20 protein-coding genes are annotated in these 19,378 nt (G+C 52.5%); 8 read left to right on the forward strand and 12 right to left on the reverse strand.

The genetic code is table 11. From position 1 onward, the window contains the following. Nucleotides 1–20: 20 nt before the first annotated feature. The gene (locus D5366_RS02185; protein ID WP_141492105.1) at nt 21–662 is read right to left on the reverse strand and encodes a Dabb family protein; all 642 of its coding nucleotides are present in this window, start codon (nt 660–662) and stop codon (nt 21–23) included. Between the two features lie 87 nt (nt 663–749). After that, nucleotides 750–1,580, reverse strand: a complete 831-nt coding sequence (locus D5366_RS02190) for an acyl-ACP desaturase (protein WP_141492106.1) — start codon at nt 1,578–1,580, stop codon at nt 750–752. Nucleotides 1,581–1,730: 150 nt separating this feature from the next. On the opposite strand from D5366_RS02190, the gene bioB reads away from it, so the two are divergent. The 4 genes from bioB to D5366_RS02210 all read left to right on the forward strand — a co-directional run bounded on the left by bioB (nt 1,731) and on the right by D5366_RS02210 (nt 6,421). Continuing rightward, nucleotides 1,731–2,768 (forward strand): biotin synthase BioB, encoded by a 1,038-nt coding sequence (gene bioB / locus D5366_RS02195; protein ID WP_141493764.1) that lies wholly within the window; start codon nt 1,731–1,733, stop codon nt 2,766–2,768. After that, nucleotides 2,765–4,051, forward strand: coding sequence for an Hsp70 family protein (locus D5366_RS02200; protein ID WP_141493765.1), 1,287 nt, complete (start codon nt 2,765–2,767; stop codon nt 4,049–4,051). Before bioB ends, D5366_RS02200 begins: the two co-directional genes overlap by 4 nt. 134 nt (nt 4,052–4,185) lie before the next feature. Next, complete coding sequence (locus tag D5366_RS02205) at nt 4,186–5,115, forward strand: ABC transporter ATP-binding protein (RefSeq protein WP_141492107.1); 930 nt, start codon at nt 4,186–4,188, stop codon at nt 5,113–5,115. A 1-nt stretch (nt 5,116) separates the two neighbouring features. Next, entirely contained in the window at nt 5,117–6,421 is a 1,305-nt protein-coding gene (locus D5366_RS02210; RefSeq protein ID WP_170211028.1) for an ABC transporter permease, read from the forward strand. A gap of 75 nt (nt 6,422–6,496) precedes the next feature. Here the strand turns inward: D5366_RS02210 and D5366_RS02215 are convergent, their stop codons facing one another. Genes D5366_RS02215 through D5366_RS02235 form a run of 5 tightly spaced genes read right to left on the reverse strand, consistent with a single transcriptional unit; the run spans nt 6,497 to nt 12,062 of the window. Then, on the reverse strand, nt 6,497–7,264 hold the full coding sequence (locus D5366_RS02215; protein WP_141492109.1) for a hypothetical protein: 768 nt from the start codon (nt 7,262–7,264) through the stop codon (nt 6,497–6,499). Then, the gene (locus D5366_RS02220; protein ID WP_141492110.1) at nt 7,261–8,217 is read right to left on the reverse strand and encodes an MlaD family protein; all 957 of its coding nucleotides are present in this window, start codon (nt 8,215–8,217) and stop codon (nt 7,261–7,263) included. Before D5366_RS02220 ends, D5366_RS02215 begins: the two co-directional genes overlap by 4 nt. After that, nucleotides 8,217–8,963, reverse strand: a complete 747-nt coding sequence (locus tag D5366_RS02225) for a P-loop NTPase family protein (protein ID WP_141492111.1) — start codon at nt 8,961–8,963, stop codon at nt 8,217–8,219. The genes D5366_RS02220 and D5366_RS02225 overlap by 1 nt, the downstream gene beginning before the upstream one ends. Before the next feature lies 1 nt (nt 8,964). Then, the gene (locus tag D5366_RS02230; RefSeq protein WP_141492112.1) at nt 8,965–9,759 is read right to left on the reverse strand and encodes an MlaE family ABC transporter permease; all 795 of its coding nucleotides are present in this window, start codon (nt 9,757–9,759) and stop codon (nt 8,965–8,967) included. Further along, the gene (locus D5366_RS02235) at nt 9,756–12,062 is read right to left on the reverse strand and encodes an adenylate/guanylate cyclase domain-containing protein (protein ID WP_141492113.1); all 2,307 of its coding nucleotides are present in this window, start codon (nt 12,060–12,062) and stop codon (nt 9,756–9,758) included. The genes D5366_RS02230 and D5366_RS02235 overlap by 4 nt, the downstream gene beginning before the upstream one ends. Before the next feature lie 151 nt (nt 12,063–12,213). Between D5366_RS02235 and ygfZ the strand changes: the two genes are divergently transcribed. Both ygfZ and hisI read left to right on the forward strand, forming a co-directional pair. Beyond that, nucleotides 12,214–13,068, forward strand: coding sequence for a CAF17-like 4Fe-4S cluster assembly/insertion protein YgfZ (gene ygfZ / locus D5366_RS02240; RefSeq protein ID WP_141492114.1), 855 nt, complete (start codon nt 12,214–12,216; stop codon nt 13,066–13,068). After that, entirely contained in the window at nt 13,065–13,481 is a 417-nt protein-coding gene (gene hisI, locus D5366_RS02245; RefSeq protein ID WP_141492115.1) for a phosphoribosyl-AMP cyclohydrolase, read from the forward strand. The genes ygfZ and hisI overlap by 4 nt, the downstream gene beginning before the upstream one ends. On the opposite strand, the gene D5366_RS02250 is transcribed toward hisI, so the two are convergent. The 5 genes from D5366_RS02250 to D5366_RS02270 all read right to left on the reverse strand — a co-directional run bounded on the left by D5366_RS02250 (nt 13,482) and on the right by D5366_RS02270 (nt 17,633). Next, nucleotides 13,482–14,348, reverse strand: coding sequence for a CopD family protein (locus D5366_RS02250; RefSeq protein WP_141492116.1), 867 nt, complete (start codon nt 14,346–14,348; stop codon nt 13,482–13,484). Nucleotides 14,349–14,395: 47 nt separating this feature from the next. After that, a complete protein-coding gene (copC, locus tag D5366_RS02255) occupies nt 14,396–14,776 on the reverse strand; it encodes a copper homeostasis periplasmic binding protein CopC (RefSeq protein ID WP_141492117.1) in 381 nt (126 codons plus the stop codon). A 100-nt stretch (nt 14,777–14,876) separates the two neighbouring features. Further along, nucleotides 14,877–15,653 (reverse strand): ribonuclease T2 family protein, encoded by a 777-nt coding sequence (locus tag D5366_RS02260; protein WP_141492118.1) that lies wholly within the window; start codon nt 15,651–15,653, stop codon nt 14,877–14,879. Beyond that, entirely contained in the window at nt 15,650–16,507 is an 858-nt protein-coding gene (fghA, locus tag D5366_RS02265; protein ID WP_141492119.1) for an S-formylglutathione hydrolase, read from the reverse strand. Before fghA ends, D5366_RS02260 begins: the two co-directional genes overlap by 4 nt. A gap of 10 nt (nt 16,508–16,517) precedes the next feature. After that, complete coding sequence (locus D5366_RS02270; RefSeq protein ID WP_141492120.1) at nt 16,518–17,633, reverse strand: S-(hydroxymethyl)glutathione dehydrogenase/class III alcohol dehydrogenase; 1,116 nt, start codon at nt 17,631–17,633, stop codon at nt 16,518–16,520. 109 nt (nt 17,634–17,742) lie between these two features. On the opposite strand from D5366_RS02270, the gene D5366_RS02275 reads away from it, so the two are divergent. Together D5366_RS02275 and D5366_RS02280 are read left to right on the forward strand one after the other, a co-directional pair. Beyond that, a complete protein-coding gene (locus D5366_RS02275; protein ID WP_141492121.1) occupies nt 17,743–18,618 on the forward strand; it encodes a bestrophin family protein in 876 nt (291 codons plus the stop codon). A gap of 87 nt (nt 18,619–18,705) precedes the next feature. After that, the gene (locus tag D5366_RS02280) at nt 18,706–19,260 is read left to right on the forward strand and encodes a CarD family transcriptional regulator (RefSeq protein ID WP_240775299.1); all 555 of its coding nucleotides are present in this window, start codon (nt 18,706–18,708) and stop codon (nt 19,258–19,260) included. The last annotated feature ends 118 nt before the right edge of the window (nt 19,261–19,378 follow it).

The raw sequence follows: 19,378 nt of genomic DNA on the forward strand, positions 1-19,378 counted from the left end.
TGCACTATTTCAGACTAAAATTAACGCAATTTGCGGTCATGCTTTTTTGTGTGCCGTGCGGCCTCGCGCGTGGGAACAACCACATTGCCCACATCGTAATTCATCGTCACCAAATGCTGGAAGAATGGTGACGCGAAATCAACGAACGCTGTATGTGCGGGGTCAGTAAAGGCATTATCCGTGATGACAGGAGCACCTGAGAAGAAGTTCCGGTCCCCTTCTGAACGGAAAGCAACCGTGAAAATCTGATCAAAGCCGTCGCCCATCTGAGGGACGCTTGCCTCTATGCTTTCAACTACAGGCCGTCCGTCAGGGCGGCGGCTATCCTGAGCCAAACGCAGGAACCGCGACAGAACTGCTGCCCTCTGCTGCTCCGTAGCATCCGCACGGTACTTGATCAGCACGATACGACGCACTTCCCCAACGTGCCAAGAAGGCGAGGTAAACTGCGCATAACCAACCTGTTTGGCCAACTCTTGCTGGGCCAAAATCTGCGCAGGCAGTTGAGACTGCACCATTGGCACCGCAACCGGACCGGACGAAGCTATGGGCAAAGAGTAAGGGTCAACCTGTGCTGCGGCTGGTTGGGCCATCCCAAACATAACCAAAGCAGAAATGGCGCTTAAAGCAACCGGACGCATGATAGCAGATGAAAATGCCATGATCAGAGCCTTCCAGAATACAAACGCATAATCAGCCCAGACTTGCACAAAACCATGCGTGACGTCTTGTCATAGTGTATCCCAATTTTACCCTTGGGCGACACGCATCTTCTTTGCAAATCCGCGCTGACGCCAGCGGATCAAGCGATACATAGTGTTCGCTGCCAGACGTTGCCAGCGGGAGTGCGGCGTAAATCCAATTGTTTTAAAAATCATCGCCGTCACACGGTCGATATGCTTTGGCTGGTAGTACCCCATAGCCTTCGCCATATACGCAGCAATGCATTGCTTATGATCGTATGGCTGATCCGAAGAAACATTGGTCGTGTAATACGCCGAAGCAAGTTCATCATCCTCGCTTTCCGTCACACGCCCTAGGGCAATCTTGGTGCGCTCCCACGTACTCAACTTCTCGCGCTGTAGATAACGGTTCATGTGATCATAGAAGAGTTTGAAATGCCTGTACTCATCTGCAGCAATCTGCTTACAAATTGCTTTGAGCAAAGGCTCATCCGTACCGTCTGCCAACGCCGTGTAAAAAGACGATGTTCCCGTTTCCACCATGCACCGGGCGATCAACTCCCCCGTACGTGAGCCACGAACAGATGCATCAACGTCTACGTCAATTTTAAAGCTTTCCCGGTACCGCTCAAAAGCCGTCCAGTAGTCCCAAGTGGGGTCAGCCAACATCGCCCAACGCCCGAGTGCGTCCCCGTGTTGAATTTCCTCTACGGACCAATTTGCTGCTGCCTGACTAAAATCTGCATCACCAACGAAGACATGCTGCAAATACGTCGTATAATCGTGGGCATTCCGTTCCACGACCGAAGCCGCTTTCACAAGCGGTATAATATCAGGATCAACCTTAGCGGGATCAAAAGAATCCCAGTCCATTTGTTCGATACGCCAATGCTTCATTATTCTGCCTTGTCCGTTTTCCGGCTCTTAATCGTGACGATCTGATGACACGACCGGGCGATTTTGGGTAGGTGTGTCTCAACAACGCCGGAGTAAGACACTGTGACACGACTAAACACCCCTCTTTCGGATACGACTCCTACGCCTGTAATGCCAGCTTATAACGACGACTTGCGGCATGATTGGACACGGGAAGAAGTTGAAGCTCTTATCGCGCTTCCCTTCCCAGAGTTGATGTTCAGAGCGCAAGAAACTCACAGAAAGCACTTTAACCCTACAAAAGTGCAGATCTCGACCCTGCTCTCCATCAAGACAGGCGGCTGCCCCGAGGACTGCGCTTACTGTCCACAAAGCGCTCGCCACGGTAACGGTGTGAAAGCCGAGCGCCTGATGGCAGTTGAAGCCGTCATGAAAGAAGCGCGCGCGGCCAAAGCCGCTGGCGCAGGCCGATTCTGTATGGGTGCTGCATGGCGCTCCCCCAAAGAAAGAGACATGGAGCAGGTCTGCGCCATGATTGAAGGCGTCAAATCGCTTGGCCTTGAAACATGCGTCACATTAGGGATGCTGGATTCTGGCCAAACGGCTCGCCTCAAAGAAGCTGGCCTCGATTACTACAACCACAATCTAGACACCTCGGAAGAGTTTTACGGCGCGATTATCACCACACGCAGCTACCAAGAGCGCTTGGATACACTCGCCAATGTCCGTGACGCAGGCATCAACGTCTGCTGCGGCGGTATCGTCGGCATGGGCGAAGACCTCTCCGACCGTGCAGGTCTGCTTATGACATTGGCAAACCTGCCCAAGCACCCGGAGAGCGTTCCCATCAACCTTTTGGTACGCGTTGAAGGCACACCTCTCAGCACTGCGGAAGAAGTGGATCCCATCACATTCGTCCGCATCATCGCCACTGCGCGCATCATGATGCCGCAAAGCCATGTTCGCCTTGCAGCGGGCCGTGAAAACATGACGGATGAAGCGCATGCACTGGCTTTCCTTGCAGGCGCTAACTCCATCTTCTGCGGTGAAAAGCTCCTGACAACACCCAATCCCGCTGAACACCGTGACCGCCAACTGCTCAGCAATTTGGGCATGACCCCTATGGTCCAGCACGAATCCGAAATGGGAGCCATGCGTCCTGCTGTGCCGGAAGCAGCTTGCACAAAGCACATGGAGGCCGTCTCCTGACTACACCTACCTCCAACACTGTCCGGCTTGGTATTGATTTCGGTACAAGCAACAGCGTGATCGTCCTCTCCACAGGGGACGACGTGCAGCCTGTGACGCTACGCTTCAGTACCGGCGAATCACGGCAAACGTGCCGCACCCTTCTTTGTCTCTGGCACGAGACAGAGGGGAGCCGCCGCGTCCTGTCAGAAGCCATTGGCCAAGACGCTATTGAAGCCTATCTGGACGACCCAGCCGAAAGCCGGCTTATCATGTCCATGAAGTCCTACCTCGCTCAGGCATCCTTCCAGGAAACACGCCTTTTCGGGAAGACCATGCGACTTGAGGATTTGATTGCCCGCTTCCTGCGCGCCCTTATGGACAAAGCAGGTTACGCGCCAGAGAGCACCAGCGTCACCATCGGGCGCCCCGTCCGCTTCGCGGGTGAACGAGCCAATGATGCCCTCGGCGTGAGCAGGCTTGAACAAAGCTTCATGGCCGCAGGTTTTCCCAAGCCTCATATTGTCCCTGAACCAGAGGGAGCGGGCTGGCGCTTCATGCAGCGCTTGGATCGCGCCTCTACAATCCTCGTTGGGGACTTTGGCGGCGGCACAAGCGACTTCTCCATCATGCGCTTTGACCCCGCAGAAGAGGAACGCGTGCAGACGCTCGGACACTCCGGCGTCGGCATTGCAGGGGACCAATTTGACGCACGAATCATTGAGCACGTCGTCGCGCCAGCTCTGGGCCGTAATGCGACATACCGGGTAATGGGCGGCGCGGCCTTGCCTGTACCGCCAGAATGGTTTTTGGACCTTGGCCGGTGGCACCGCCTGTCCATGATGCGCACACCGCAAACGCTGCGCTCTATTGAAGACGTCGCCAAAACTTCCTCTGCACCTGACGCGCTGCGTCACCTCTACCGCTTGATCGACGACCAAGCAGGGCAAGGGCTGCACCGCGCCGTAAGCGAAGCTAAAGCCGCCTTATCGCATCATGATCAAACAACTTTGAGCTTCGCTCACGGTCAGTTCAAGCTGGATGCGACAATCAACCGAACAGAGTTTGAACAATGGATCGCGCCCGACCTCGCTCGTATGGATGCGGCAATCGCCCAAGCTTTGTCTGAGGCAGGAAACCCAACAATAGATCGCGTCTTCCTAACGGGAGGCACATCTTTCGTCCCGGCAGTACGCGCGCTCTTCTCGCGTCGTTTTGGAAACGATAAAATAGACAGTGGTTCAGAGTTTGTTTCTGTAGCTGAAGGCCTCGCTTTAATCGAAGCAGGGCGTAAAGCAGCCTGATTATTCAGGGGGATCAAAAACATCCCCCTAACAATCCGTTAAAGATACTTACCAAATACATAAAACTGTTACATTGACAAAATGATTAACTTTTAGAAACATCGTCATAATAATTCTTACCATTTGAGGTTGTTATGCCAATTTTAGCATTGAACAATGTTTCAAAGTCATTCGGTAACAAAATCGCCGTACGAGATCTCAGTTTTTCTCTCCAAACTGGAGAAATATTTGGATTCCTTGGTGGCAATGGGGCAGGAAAAACAACCTCTCTCCGCATGATTTTAAATATTGCGACACCAGACTCGGGCAAAATTGAGTTTTTTGGGAAACCCATACAACCAGAACATTTACATAATATTAGTTTTTTACCCGAGGAGCGTGGCCTATACCGAAACATGACAGCCATCGACACGCTCGTTTACTTCGGTCGACTCAAAGGCCTAACGCGCAATGACGCACTGCAACGCGCCAAAAGCATACTGAATCGCTTCGGCCTCTCAGCGGAGAGTCAGAAAAAACTCACTGAGTTTTCAAAAGGAATGGCTCAAAAAGTTCAAATCGGTATCGCTCTGATTAACGAGCCCAAACTTCTTATTCTTGATGAACCTTTTTCCGGGTTAGACCCAATCAACCAGACCGTTTTAGAAGACGAAATTCTTTGTGCCGCACAAAACGGCACCACAGTTTTATTCTCAACCCATATTATGCAACACGCCGAGCGCCTCAGTCAGCGCATCCTGATTCTAAAACAGGGTGAAACACGCTTCCACGGCACCGTGGCGGAAGCATTGCGGAGCGTTGGCAATACAGTAATGCTCACTACAACGGCCAATCCAACATCAATCCCCGGCATCACACGCGCAGAATGTGTCTCGCAGGATTCATCAGGCTGGAATCGCTGGGCAGTTACACTAGGGCCAGAGCAGAGTCCGTCAGATCTACTGCTGTACTGCACGCAAAACGCACTTCCACTCACAGCATTTGAGCAGCCGCGTCCTACGCTTCATGACGCTTTTATCCACATTGCGGGCAATGCCGCATCACCTGTCAGCAAGGCGGCTTAACATGTTTTCTTCCTCATCATTCCGCCATATCTGGCTCATCGCCCTACGCGACTTCCGACAAACTCTCAGCACTAAAAGCTTTTGGCTTACGGTTGTACTCCTACCCCTCGTGCCTCTGCTAATCGGGAAAATCACGCCCGGCCTGATCAACGACCGGGAGCATGAGAGCATCATCATTCTGGACCAAAACAACCAGATAGCCCCTCAATTATCGGCCGATCTCAAAAAGTATGACCCCACCAATGTCACTATCCCTGCCCCACCCAACATTGCTCATGCTCAACCAGACCAGCTCAACACAGTAGTGGCCCAGTTTTTGGCCCAGAAAAAAGGCCCATCGGCACAAACGTTTCAGGGCTATATCATCGCCATACCAAATTCTTTTCCCCAGACGGCGCAGGTGCATGTCTGGTCCAGCCACTCCCCGGGCACCACTCTGGCTGTCATTAAAAAAACTCTGTCCCATTATATGCGAACGCACGGCATGGTTGCCGCGGGCCTAACGGATGACGTTGCAAATCACATTAATGACCTTGCGCCGGATGTCGATTTACACACACCCCCACATGGCTTTTCACCTGCTGCGCTCATACGCATCGGGCCAACATGCCTGTCTTACCTGCTATTAATTTCAGCAGTCTTTTCCATTCAGTGGCTTTTACAGGCACTTGTTGAGGAACGCTCAGGCAAACTACTCGAAACCCTTTTGGCATGCGTTACGCCAACCGAAATCATGCTGGGAAAACTGCTAGCTACTCTCATGTCACTGTGCCTGCTTGTAGGCTCATGGACAGGCGCGGCTATTGCATTCCTCTTGCATTTTGCCCCGCAGTTCGGCCTTCCATCAGAGACAATTCTTAATTCACTTCTTACCCCCCGCGTACTCATTGGTGCGCCATTCTTCATGCTGACCGGTTCGTCTCTTGTGGCAATGCTGACACTCGCTATCAGCGTGCGCTGCGAAACAATGCGGGAGGCGCAGGGCATGTTGGCGCCGCTTCTCGTTCTGCTCATATTGCCTGTGCAAACTCTACTGCAAATGAGCATCGCAGGGGCCGCGACACAAACAATCAGCGAAGCGCAATGGGTGCCGCTCTGGACGCCCTTCCTTGATCTCGCTCAGATCAATTCTGCACCTCTATGGCAGCTCTTGGTCCAAGGCGCGGAAATGCTGCTGACCTGCGCCATCCTTATCCCGCTTCTTAAGCGCCTTTTCGAGCACTCTATTCTGGATCACTCTTCAGCATCTGGCTGGAAAGAGATGAGCAAAACGATTTTGAAAATCATTAAGAAACAAAACGCTTAAAAAATACTGTGGCGGGGTAGGTCATTACCCCGCCACGCCTCCAGTTAACGTCACAGCTGCACAAGCAACATTTCGTCAGCGAAGCACTTCTGCACTATCGTGCAATCGAGCCCTCAAAGACGCGGCCTCCTGCCCTCGCCCGTCGCGCATTGCAGAGCTCGCTGCGAGGGCAAGTGCCTCACGCATACTTACATAGTCACGCGCGTCACGCCTTTGCCCAACGACAACCAGAGCCAATTTTAAAGCCTCACCAGCCTGCCCTGACAGCAAAGCTTGACGCGCTTTTAACTCTGTACAATCCGCTGACGGCAACGCGCTTTCAGCGCCTTTGCACGAAGAAATGACTGCTTCAGACAATGTCGCACCGTCTCTTAGGTCAAATGCTGCACGACCTATCAGGTAAGCAGCCTGCGTACGATCGGCTGATGATACCTCCGCTTGGGCCTCTCGGGCCTGACGCAAAGCGTTTGAAGGTAAGTTTTGCCTCAAGAAGGCTGCAGAGCGGATCAGTTTTAAATCTCCCACCTCAGGTTCCCCACGCAAAGACAATGCAGCTTGCACACGGTCCAATGTTTTTTGCACATCGTTCGTATGCTGCTGTTCAAGCTGAGCCGTCGCCAGATTAAAACCCGCATCATGCAGCGCCTGAGCATCATCCCGCAGGAGCGCACGCTCGAAAGCGCGCTTGTATTGTCGCTCAGCTTCCTCAGGGTGCCCCAACTCAAATGCACTGCGCCCCGTCGCCATGGAGGACTGGTACGCCTCGTCCGGCTTAGAGCGCTCTACTGAGTGAGCGGAACAACCCGCCAAACACATTAATGCTGTCAGCATCCAATATTTCATGGGCGGACCACCTTTGCTGGCAGGCGATCAGACGCGTTGCTCTCCGTACCATGCCCGCCCAGTATCCACAGGCCACGCAATTGATCCATTAATTTACGCAGTGAATCTGCCGTGGCCTGAGCTTGAACAATCATTCCCGGCAGCTCTGCCGTCGCATCGTTGGCATGCCCTATCGTCTGGCGGATTTGCGGCATCGCTTTACGCAGCTCATTCGTCGTTGAACGCGCATTCGCTAACGTGTGCTGGGCTTGGTCCATAACGCCGCTAAGCTTGCCTTCAATGGGCTTCATATTGCTCAGCAACACATGCACGTCGTCTAAAGTCTGGTTAACATGATTGAGCGTGTCGTCCTTAGCAATCAGCCCGCCGACACTTCCTTTACCCGCACGCAAATCCAGCAACATGCCGTCAACCTGTGCTGTAATGTCCTGCACATTATGCAGCGCAGGAACGAGTTGCGCCCTTAATTCCGTGACTGTCTGCGCGACGACATCCGCCGGATTTGGCTCTACTCCTGCATTCAGCACAGCAAAGCCCCAATCCAAATCCTCCCCCTTGCCACGGGTAATCGCAATGTAGCTCGCACCGGCAACGACAAAACGATGCCGAATAATGGCTTGGCTATCTTGGCGGATAAACGCTGCAAATTGCGGCTCAATCTCACCTTCAGCGTACATGCGGCCTGTCGTATTCATATCGACACGACGTATCTCACCCGCCCGCACGCCCATCACTTCGATATCATTTCCTACAGCCAAACCAGCGACACCGTTTTCCGGCAAAACGAAATGAATAGTTTTTTCAGGCGTTAGCCACTGCTTCAAAACCCCTGCTTCCGCCATAGCAATGACAAAAACTGCCACGGATATAAAAACCAGCAATCCAACCCACTCATCCGCGTAGCGGTTGCGGTAGAGGAGCTTCACACTGCTATTATGGCGTCGGCGGAACATCACGCACCTCGCTTCAAAAACAAACCATCATCGTGCAAACGCCAACGGGACGTCGCATCGATCCGCCCCGCTGCTGCGGGGAACGTCCCGCGGGTAATCCATAGCCCCGCTGCTCCGCGGTCGCGCGCCTCTGTCAAAGACGCCAAGAAGGCCTGCAATAGCGGCATTGGTACATCGTCCAAGGGGTTTTCTAACAGTAACAACGCAGGATCCCCCAAAAAGGCGCGAACACAATCGGCTCTGTAACGGTCTAATAAAGATAATTTGGAGGGTATGCTCACAGGTAGCCCCGGCAACCCAAAACGTACCCCGAGTTCGATGGCCCGTTGTGCAAGTTTTTCTGTCGGTACACGCGTATGGTGCATATGCGGCCACAAGATGTTCAAATCCGTGCCGTACAGATCAACCCAACCACCATTAACAACCGTGCGCCCAACACGGCCACGCAATGCCGCTCGCCGTCGGTCATCAAGATCCTGCCACGCCATGCCCATGCAGCGCACCTGACCAGCAGTGAGAGGTAATAGGCCAACGCATAAATCCGCAAACAAAGCCGCTTGCTGCGGGTCAGGACATTCCACCAAAACCAGATCACCGGGGTTTAAGCGCAAATTGTACCGCACCGCCGCAAGTCCCCCATCTTCGAAGCGCGGACGTGCATCCAGCAGCTCCAAAACGGCCTCCAGCGCGACGAGGTTACGTTCATTTTGTTCAGTCGGCGGGCGCTCTACGGCATTGCGGCTCATATCACCCTACCAACACGGTAAATAATACGTTGATGCCCATAACAGCCAACATTCCGCGCGCAAAACCGCGCGGCAGCAATGACGCTAAATCATCATCGGCCGTTGCATCCATTCCCGTTAGGCAAGATGTAATGCCAATGGCAAAGCCACTTATGATTAAACGCCCCGGTATTGATATATAATCAACGGCATGCACAGAGCTGACCACTTGGTCAAAAAACGTCCAAACCGGCATGCTCAACACGCCTTCCACACGGCAGACAATATAGCCAAAGAGAAGCGCAGTAATGCTAAAGACCATACCCAGCGTAAACCCGCTCACCATCATGGCCAGACTGCGCGGAAGTATAAAAACGAGGAACGGGTCGACCCCCATCCCGGTCAGTACCCTCATCTCGCCGCCAATCGTCAACGTACCAAGCTCTGTCAGGGTCAACATACCCGAGCGGCCCAATAAGATGACGCCAACCAATACCGGAGCAATTTCCCGTACCAAAACCGTGGACAGAATAGACCCCGTAAGCTGGGCTATACCCGCAAATCCCAGCCAGTAAACGGCCTGCGCAACAATTCCGAACCCTGTAAGCGCCGCAGTAACAAACACGCTGACCAAAGCACCCTTTGTGGCCTGTTTGAGTGTTTTCCAAAACTCAATACGAACTGTACGGCGCCATGAGGATGGGATGAGCGCCTCACGCAGCACACCCCACCCCGTACCAAAAGCCATAAGCGTAAAACGCCCCTGCGCGCGAGAAAATCGTCCGGCCCCTGCAAGCACTGTGCGAAACATGTTCATTCTCGTCGGCCTGCAAGCGTAAAGCTTCTGACTGCGCCCCGCCCGGGTACGAAGAACATCCCCCTCGGCCTGAACAAGAACTGCTCCCTCAGAACTACATAAGCATCTTCTGATACCTGGATCGTTCCTGCATCTGGCGCGGTCAATGCCAATCGTTCAGCCGCTACAACGGCCTGCCCCCAGAAATGCAATATGGATGGTTTCTGGCCGAGCATAGTTGCCGCGACAGGCCCCATATCCAATCCAATGCGGAAGACAGGGTCCATATCCGCCTGTGCCAAGCGTATGTAACAGGCTTCACGAACTTGAATGGCAGCAACAGCGAGGCGCGTGGCAGCCTCCGCATCAGGCTCCTGCTTACACCCTCCGATCAGAATAATGCGATTACTCACAGCCTGCACGGAGAAAAGCCCTGTCTCCCGTGCAATACGCTGTATTGTGGCACTGATCTCGGTAACAAGTGTTATGCTTCTTTCTGCCATGGAACGATCAGCGGCAAATGTCTCTGCAAACGAAATCACTGCAACAGGAACCGCAGGGTAAACACCGTTCCCTACCGGGCAGCCACTTTCAGGCGGCGCAAGGATAAAGCCCTCATCGAAGCGCGTTTGCAGTTTATGTACGTCTTTCATCGGCATAGAAGGCCCCTCATTGGCCTCTACTTCTGTTGCCTGTGCAAAGCGCAAGCCAGTGATAGCCGCTACGACTGCGATAATATGTTCTGCTCCGTGCGCGCGTTGGGCATTTTCCAACATGACGCACCCAACAACATGCCCATTCGCTATGATAGGATAAACGTGCAAAGTGGCTGTACCGAATGGACGCATGAACAAGCGATGAAAATTCCGCGTTTTGTCATTGCGGCTTGCATCATCTTCGGCCAGTTCATGCCCTTCCAAAACCAGCGCAAAGAAATCCTCGTGCTCGGATCTGGTGAGCGCAAAGCCCGCACCATGCACGTCATGATCCACTTCAAAGACATCTTCGGAAATTAGACGTTCGCCACCGGATAAAAACCGCCAGACACTCGTGCGGCTGGCGGAAGTTCTTTGCGCCAAAATTTCAGTCAAAGCCGGAACATCATGCGTAATCGAAAAGAGATCAGGCGTCCTTGCCAACCCCAGTAAAGCCGCATTCTCCGACCGCACACGATTGCGCGCTTTCTCTAGGGATGCCCTTATGCTTTCAAGCCGCCGCCCCTGCCACACAACCCCCGAGGCGAGCAAAAGCGCCAAAGCAATAACCACCAGAGAAAACACCAAATTTCGCGTGCGTGCACTTTGGGCAAAATCGGAAAAATCATTTTCTGGTGCATTGAGCAACAAGACCCAGTCACGATGCACCATAGGCAGGGCTGAAGCGATCGTGACGTAATTTTTATTTCTGGCCCTAACCAGCCCTGCGCCTGAACCGTTGATGCGGTAAACATTTAAAGCCCGCGTAAAAACAGGTTGCGTCACCGGATCCAGTACGAGATGCGAGGGGTCGAAACCCTCCTTCTGTGAGAGCGCCGCAACGTTGTGACCCGCGATAACATGGCCTTGAAGATCAACGATAACGGCCTGACCACTTTTTCCGACTTGAAGCGAGTTCAAAAATTCAGTCAGTCGATTCAGCGAAATATTAATAGCGAAGACATTTCTATGCCCGTCACTTGTCGTGAACGGGATAGACGCTGTGATAATGAATTTATGTGTCGCCAGATATGCGTACGGATCCGTCCAGTATAAATGACGATCAGGTTTCGCTATTGCCCCGACGAACCATGGGCGCGTTCTGAACTCTCCCCTATCCCCGGAATCAGAGCCCGTCCCCAACCAGTTCCCGGCTTGATCAACATAGGTATGTCGGTAGACGCGTTGGCCGTTTTCGACTTCCAAATGCGTTTGGTCGTAGGCGTTTTTATGGCGTATCACCATCCAAAATTCGCCCTTGTCATTGGCCAAATAGAAACTATCGACCTGCGGCAAATGCGCCAGCATTGAACGCCCGTACAACATGAATGTATCGGGCGAGCTTGCATCAATCGGTATATCAAACATGTCAGGCGCTATGCTCGCGCTGTCCGAGGCAGGCGCCAGATAATGCTCGACTTCTTCCGTTACGTAGCGCTGCTGACTTCGCAGCAAGTCACGCGAAAGCGAAATAACGCCGCCACGCATTGTTTGGTAATTGTGTAAGCTAATTCCTATAATGCCGCCAATAACGAGTAGAACTCCAAATACTGGCCCTATGAATTGAAAAAACCTTTTACGGTTTTTCGCCGGATTACGGGTTGGATCTATAATCTCGGACGACGGCATATGAGGAATCACTCTCTCCACGATCTATACAGTATTAACGCACAATACCCTTCCGGGGTGCACCAATATTCTGCACCAAACATCGGCACATGTTTGCCTACAACATATCTTAACTTGCCCGGCATACGAAGCATCCGCTACCTCTTTAAGCATGACTAGCTTTCTCCCAGACCGCGCGGTCCTCTCCTTCACAGGCCAAGACCGCACTACCTTTCTGCAAGGCTTGGTAAGCAACGACGTAACCCTTGCTACCGAAGGCCGCGCTGTGTGGAATGCCGTTTTGACGCCACAAGGGCGCTGGCTCAGCGAATTTTTCCTCTATGAGCATACCGATCACAACGGCAGTGTGCAGTTGCTCATGGAATGCCCGGCCGATCATGCGGAAATGCTCCAAAAGCGCCTTTCGCGCTTTCGCCTCAGGGCAGATGTGCAAATCACCATTACAGATTTGCGCGTCATAACTGGACCGGCAGGCAGCACCCCTCCTGCTGCCAGCATCAGCGCCCCCGATCCCCGCACAGAGAATGCCGGCTGGCGCGCACTTATTCCCCACGACATGACCGCCACAGGCGAAACGCCCGAAGCCTACAAACTGCGGCGCCTCGCGCTAGGCCTCCCAGATTGGCAAGATTTTGAAGCAGAAAAAACGCTCGCACTCGAAGCAAATATGGATCTGCTCAACGGCGTTTCGTTCACAAAAGGCTGCTACATGGGGCAAGAGCTTACAGCCCGCACCCATTACCGTGCAGTCCTTAAGCGTCGTATCCTTCCCATCCATGCCCCTGAAGGCGCTTTTAACGACGGCGCCACGATCATGCTGGGTGGCAAAGAGGTCGGAGAACTAAGGTCACATCATGGCACGACGGGCTTAGCCATTTTGCGCCGTGAAGCGTGGACTAGCGACGCGCTGACCTTGAATGACCAACCCGTCAAGGTCATCTGGCCTGATTGGTTCCCGGCTGATCTTCGTCCCACATCCACGCCGGAGGAGACACCCGCGCCATGACCTACTCCGCCCCCCCGCCCGAAAAAATCAAAGCGCTCTGCAATACTATCCGCTTTGATCAAAACGGGCTCATTTCCGCCATAGCACAAGCACCCAACGGCGACATTTTGATGCTGGCATGGATGAACGAAGACGCGGTGGCTGAAACACTCGCTACTGGCAAAGTATGCTACTGGTCACGCAGTCGGCAAAAGCTCTGGCGCAAAGGCGAAACATCAGGGCAGCAGCAAAAACTAATTGAGGCGCGCCTCGATTGCGACCGAGACGCTATTCTCCTGATTGTTGAGCAAACCGGTGTTGCCTGCCACACAGGGCGGCGCAGTTGCTTTTACCACCGCGTAACACCCGATGGACTAGAAGACACAACATCCCCGGAAGTCTCTCCCGAGGTTTTGTACGGAGCAAAAACCTGATTACATATCAGGTGAAAAGCCTTGCCCTCCCACGAGGGCTACAATGCCAATAATCACAACGTAACAAGCGTATTCCAAGCCAATGCTAACCTTGAGGCGCCTCAAAGCATGCGCCTCTTTATCCCCCGCCAATCCACGCTGCAAATATGGCGTCAAAACAAAATGATTACATGCCGCCAACACGAGCATGAGCGCAAAAAATATAACCTTTAAATATATTAATAAGACATAAGCACTCGGGTGAATGTAATTTTTCAAATTCGTACCAATTAAGAAATACGAATTAATTAAACCTGTAGCAGTTAATAATGTAACGATAATATAGCCTGTGAATGAAAACTTCTTGAGGATGCTTTCAATGACAGATGCATCTTTCCTTTTTAGCAAAAACCAATACAGCGCTGCTAGTGAACCGCCCCATACCGATGCGGCTAGAATATGCACAACATCCGCCACAAGATGGAGCCAGCCTAAGCCAAAGTCATTTGACGCAGCATGGCCAAACCAAACCAGCGTCATCAACGACAAGCCCGCCAGACAGGCACTTGCGAACCAGCTAACCTTAGATTCTGGAAGGCGCAAAATTAAAAACAGGATACTTAGAACGGACAACAACCTAATGGTGAATAATATATCGTAGTCACCCTGTTGCAAAAATTCTATTATTTTAGAAAAAGACAATTCAACAAACGGTATATCTTCCATACTCATGGTAAGAAAAATAACTTGCGATACTGAAAAAACCAAAGAGAACCAGCATATTATTGAGAATATACACTTAATATGCGGAAATGAGATTTTATCTTTTATTTCATCGAAATACGTGGATAGAAAAAAAGATACCCCAAAACAAAGAGAAAGAGCCATATAAAGACTGGCTCTTATCCCTAAATCTACCCACACTGGCACTGATATTACTGCACAGTAAACATGTAAGTACCTTTGACAGTATGCGTATCAACAGACACGGCACGGTACTCTACAACGTATTTTCCCGCGTCCAACGCTTCTGCCGGCACAGCGACAAGGGACTTGCCATCGGCTGAAACACTGCTCTTAACTGTGACGTCCTGCGGTGTCGGCATATCCATACCCGGCATAGACACCATTTTCAGCATAACCCGTGAGAAAGCTGGTACTAACTTCTCAGAGAAATTAAGCGTGATCTGCGCTGGCGCAGTTCCACTAGCATTAATTGCAGGCGTTTCCGTCAAGAGTTTTGCATGTGCTTGCACAGAAGGGGCAGCACTCAAAGCCACGAATGACGCCGCAAGAATTGCGATTTTCGTCCGCATCGTATTTTCTCCATCTTTCACACACACACCCACCCTGCCATACGGCAGGAGTAGGATGCTCTGTTCAACCCAAAAACATTAATCTGTATTTTAAACTTCGCTAGCGGATAGCATCTGGGACCATTGACCAACTGGGCACAAGAAAACTTGCCGGGCATGAGTTCTGGTCAAAAGGAGAAGACATAAAAGCCTCACTCTGCGGAAAGCTATCCAGCTTTTGAGGGTCTAACGTCATCCATATTTGACTAAGAACCGCCTGCCCGTCTGCTCGTTTGCTGCACTGGAACTGCAACCCACGCTCAGCAGTCACACCCGATAAGTGCTTGAACTGCGCCAGCAACTCGTCACGTTGGACACGGTAGCCCACATTATTTGCCAGATAGCGCCCAAAGGCAGATGCCTCAAAGCGCGAGCGAAGCGTCATTGCACTGACAAAAAAATCATCCGCCGGATACCCAAAGCATTGCACATGCTTAGTATACTCATGCGTCACTAACGGGTGCTCAAAATGAGGCATTACAGCCGACAAAGCCGCACTCGTCTCTGGGCGCAAGCTCAATGTCTGCTCTTGCCCACCGTCAAGAAGTCCGCAGCCTTGCATCCACCACTTCTGCACAGGCACCCCTTGAGCTTCAAGCGAGGTCGGCTCAGAAGCCCACAAACCATGAAGACCAATCAATGGCGTTTTCGGTTGGTCCGATGTGCAGCTGTGGCCTGGCTTGTCAGGCAAACAAAAACCAGGCTGCCACGTAAGCGCCAGAGTGTCATGGCGGAAGTCAGCATGGTGCGTTGGCGTGATGCCAGCCCCAGGCGGAACAAGATTTGTCTCGCTACAACCTGCGACTACGAAAAACACCGCAAGAAGGAAGTGCTTCATCCCAGAAGTCCCCGCGCATGATGTGCCATATGCGCTTCAATGACACTTTGTATAAACCAGTATGAATGATCATACGCGTCGTGCCGTCGTACCTGAAGCGCTTGCCCCGCCGCTTTAGCGGCATGCTCAAGAGCATCCGGCCTCAAAGCGCCAAGGAACTCATCTTGCAACCCTTGATCGACCAAAATCGTCGAAGAGTGCTTATGCCCATCTTCTAGCAGCAAGCATGGATCATATGCCCGCCAATTGCTCTGATCTTCCCCGAGATAAGCCGTGAAAGCCTTTCGCCCCCAATCAACAGCACTTGGCTGGCAAATTGGCGCAAGCGCGGAAACCGTTTTCCACCGATTAGGGTGAGACAAACCTTGGATTAAAGCTCCCATACCGCCCATTGAGTGGCCAATGATGCCTCTTCGCTTAGCGTCCAGCGGAAACAACTTTTCCGTTACACTGGGGAGCTCTTCCCCAATATAAGCTGCCATTCGATAATGCTGACTCCAAGGCTTTTGGGTCGCGTTAAGATAAAATCCAGCGCCCGTCCCCAAATCGTAGCTTGCCTCCTCACCTTCCACCCCCGCACCTCTCGGCGAGGTATCAGGGGCCACAAGCGCAATGCCATGTTCAGCAGCAAAACGGATTGCGTTTGATTTTATCAGGAAGGTTTCCTGATTACAGGTTAAGCCAGCCAAAGCGTAGATAACAGGCACAGTTTGGCCTTCCAAAGCCTCCTTTGGAAGGAAAATACCAAACTCCGCAGGCAGGCCTAGCACCTCAGAATGGTGACGCAGGAACCGGACTGAACCGCCACAGCAAGCGTGCTGTTTTACAGTTTCGACCTTGGGGTGATTACGCATAAAACCCGCCTCAGAACTCAACGACTGTACGGATGCTCTCACCACGCGTCATGAGATCGAAACCCTCGTTGATACGCTCAATGGGCAGTTTATGCGTGATGAGGCTGTCGATGTTGATGCGCCCTTCCATGTACCAATCAACAATCTTCGGCACATCGGTCCGGCCACGCGCACCACCGAAAGCGGAACCTATCCACCGACGCCCGGTCACAAGCTGGAATGGCCGGGTGCTGATTTCCTGCCCCGCACCTGCAACGCCGATAACACATGACACGCCCCAACCACGATGAGCACACTCCAGAGCCTGACGCATCAATGTCACGTTACCAACGCACTCAAAGGTGTAATCTGCGCCGCCCCCTGTCAGCTCAATAATATGCCCAACAAGGTCACCATTAGGGCCAAGATCTTTGGGGTTTACAAAATCCGTCAAACCAAATTGGCGCGCCATTTCAGCACGCTCAGGGTTGAGGTCCACACCGATGATGCGCCCAGCGCCGACCATCTTGGCGCCCTGAATAACATTAAGGCCGATACCGCCCAGACCGAAAACCACTACGGTAGAGCCAGCCTCAACCTTCGCCGTAAACAATACGGCACCAATACCCGTCGTTACCCCGCAGCCAATATAGCAAACCTTGTCGAAAGGTGCGTCAGACCGGATTTTAGCCAAAGCAATTTCGGGTAAAACTGTGTAATTCGCAAAAGTTGAACAGCCCATATAATGCAAAACAGGCTGCCCCCGATACGAGAAACGGGACGTCCCATCAGGCATCAGCCCCTTACCCTGCGTTCCACGGATGGAGGTGCAGAGATTTGTTTTCTGGGACAGGCAGGATTTACACTCACGACATTCAGGCGTGTAGAGTGGAATGACATGGTCGCCCGGCTTCAAATGTTTGACACCAGCGCCGACCTCCCGAACAATTCCAGCGCCTTCATGGCCCAAAATTGCAGGGAACAAACCCTCAGGGTCTTGCCCTGAAAGGGTGTATTTGTCGGTGTGACACAGCCCTGTTGCCTTAATCTCTACAAGGACCTCACCATCACGAGGTCCTTGTAGCTGAACTGTATCAACTTCAAGAGGTTGTCCCGCTTTCAAAGCGATTGCTGCAGTCACATCCATCGTCATATCGTCCTTCAACCGAAACGCTCAGCAAAACTTTGCTATTCGCCAAACCGTTCATTCTACCGATAACATACACACCATAACGCACTCTTCGATGAGAGGTCCCATGATCGTTCAACGTCGTTACGGGTTTATTCGGCTTTTTAAAGAAACACTCCCTACTATCGCCATCTTAGCATTATGGGACTTAGTCGTGGTCATTCTGTTCCAGATTTATCATCAGGACTGGATGGAACAACCCACGCTGCCCATTTCTCTTATGGGGTCAGCTTTGGCGCTCTTTTTGGGCATCCGCAACAACGCCGCCTATGCCCGCTGGTGGGAAGGCCGTACCCTGTGGGGCGCCATCACCAATAATTGCCGCTCCTTTGGCCGCGAAACAGCCTCTCTCCTTGGAGGGCGCCCTGACTTGGCACGCGCAATGGCGGCCTACCCTCACGTTTTACGCGCCGCCCTAAGGGGGGAACCCACAGGCGAAGACGTTCAGCGCCTTATGCCCGAAGAAATGAAAGAGCGCGTTTTCGCCTGCACAAACGGCCCCAACGCCCTGCTCTACATGATCGGGCTAGGCGTACGTGACGAGGTCATCAAACACAATATTGACGGTGCCGTTCACGGAACGGTGGACCGCATATTGTCCGATATTGCCAATGCACAAGGTGGTCTGGAGCGCATCCGCAATACGCCTCTTCCCGTGCAATATTCACTTTTACCCGAAATCGCGACGCATCTTTTCTGCATTGTGTTGCCATTATCCGCTGTGCAAACCCTCGGTTGGATTACACCCCTAGGCTCAAGCATTATCGGTTTGCTCTTCCAAATGCTGGACCGCAGCGGCCGGGACCTACAAGAGCCATTCAGTTCATCAGTACATGCCTTGCCAATGGCAACGATGGCCCGCACCATTGAACGCGACCTGCTACAACCCATTGGGGACAAGCCCGGCGCACCTTTTGCCGTAAAACATGGGGTCCAGCCTTAAAGCTCCCATCGAAAAACCGCGACAAAAGCCGCTTTTTCTGGTATGAGGTTATCCTATGAATACGTTCAAGACCCCCAGAAGGGCGGCATGACCGACGAGATGGCACGTGCCGCTGCCGTGAACACTGCTCGCCAGTCCGACCCGGAACAAGCCTCTGATCCCTTCCAGGAAGGCGACTCTATCGTTTACGCTGCTCATGGCGTCGGCCGTGTCGATAAAATCGGCACAGTCGAAGTCGCGGACACCGCAATCGAGATGATTCAGATTTCCTTTCCGGGAAATCAGATGACGCTCCGCATCCCGCTGGCAAAAGCCCGCAAGGCTGGCCTGCGCAAGATCGTGACGCGCGACATTGTCGAAAAAGCGATGACCGTCATCAAGGGTAAGCCGCATGTCAGCAAGGGCATGTGGGCACGCCGCGCCGTGGCCTATCAGGAAAAGATTAACTCAGGCGATTTGATCCAAATTGCCGAAGTACTCCGTGACCTGCGCCGCAACGTTGACAGCCTCGACGGAAGCTTTTCCGAGCGTAAGCTGTTTGAAGCTGCCCAAGAACGCTTCGTGGCAGAAGTCGCTGTTTTGGAAAACACAGACCCAGCAGCCGTTCTCGATAATCTAAACAAAACAATGAAGTCCGTTTAATTTTCTTTTGTGTCAAACACTTGAAAACGGACTGATTTACTCAAATTTCAACCGCTGTGTGGTTTTCGTGGCATCTCATTCAGAGGTGCTGCGTTGACTATAACAAGTCACAGCGGTT

The sequence above is a fragment of the Neokomagataea tanensis genome, from assembly GCF_006542335.1.
In the GTDB taxonomy this organism is placed as follows: domain Bacteria; phylum Pseudomonadota; class Alphaproteobacteria; order Acetobacterales; family Acetobacteraceae; genus Gluconobacter; species Gluconobacter tanensis.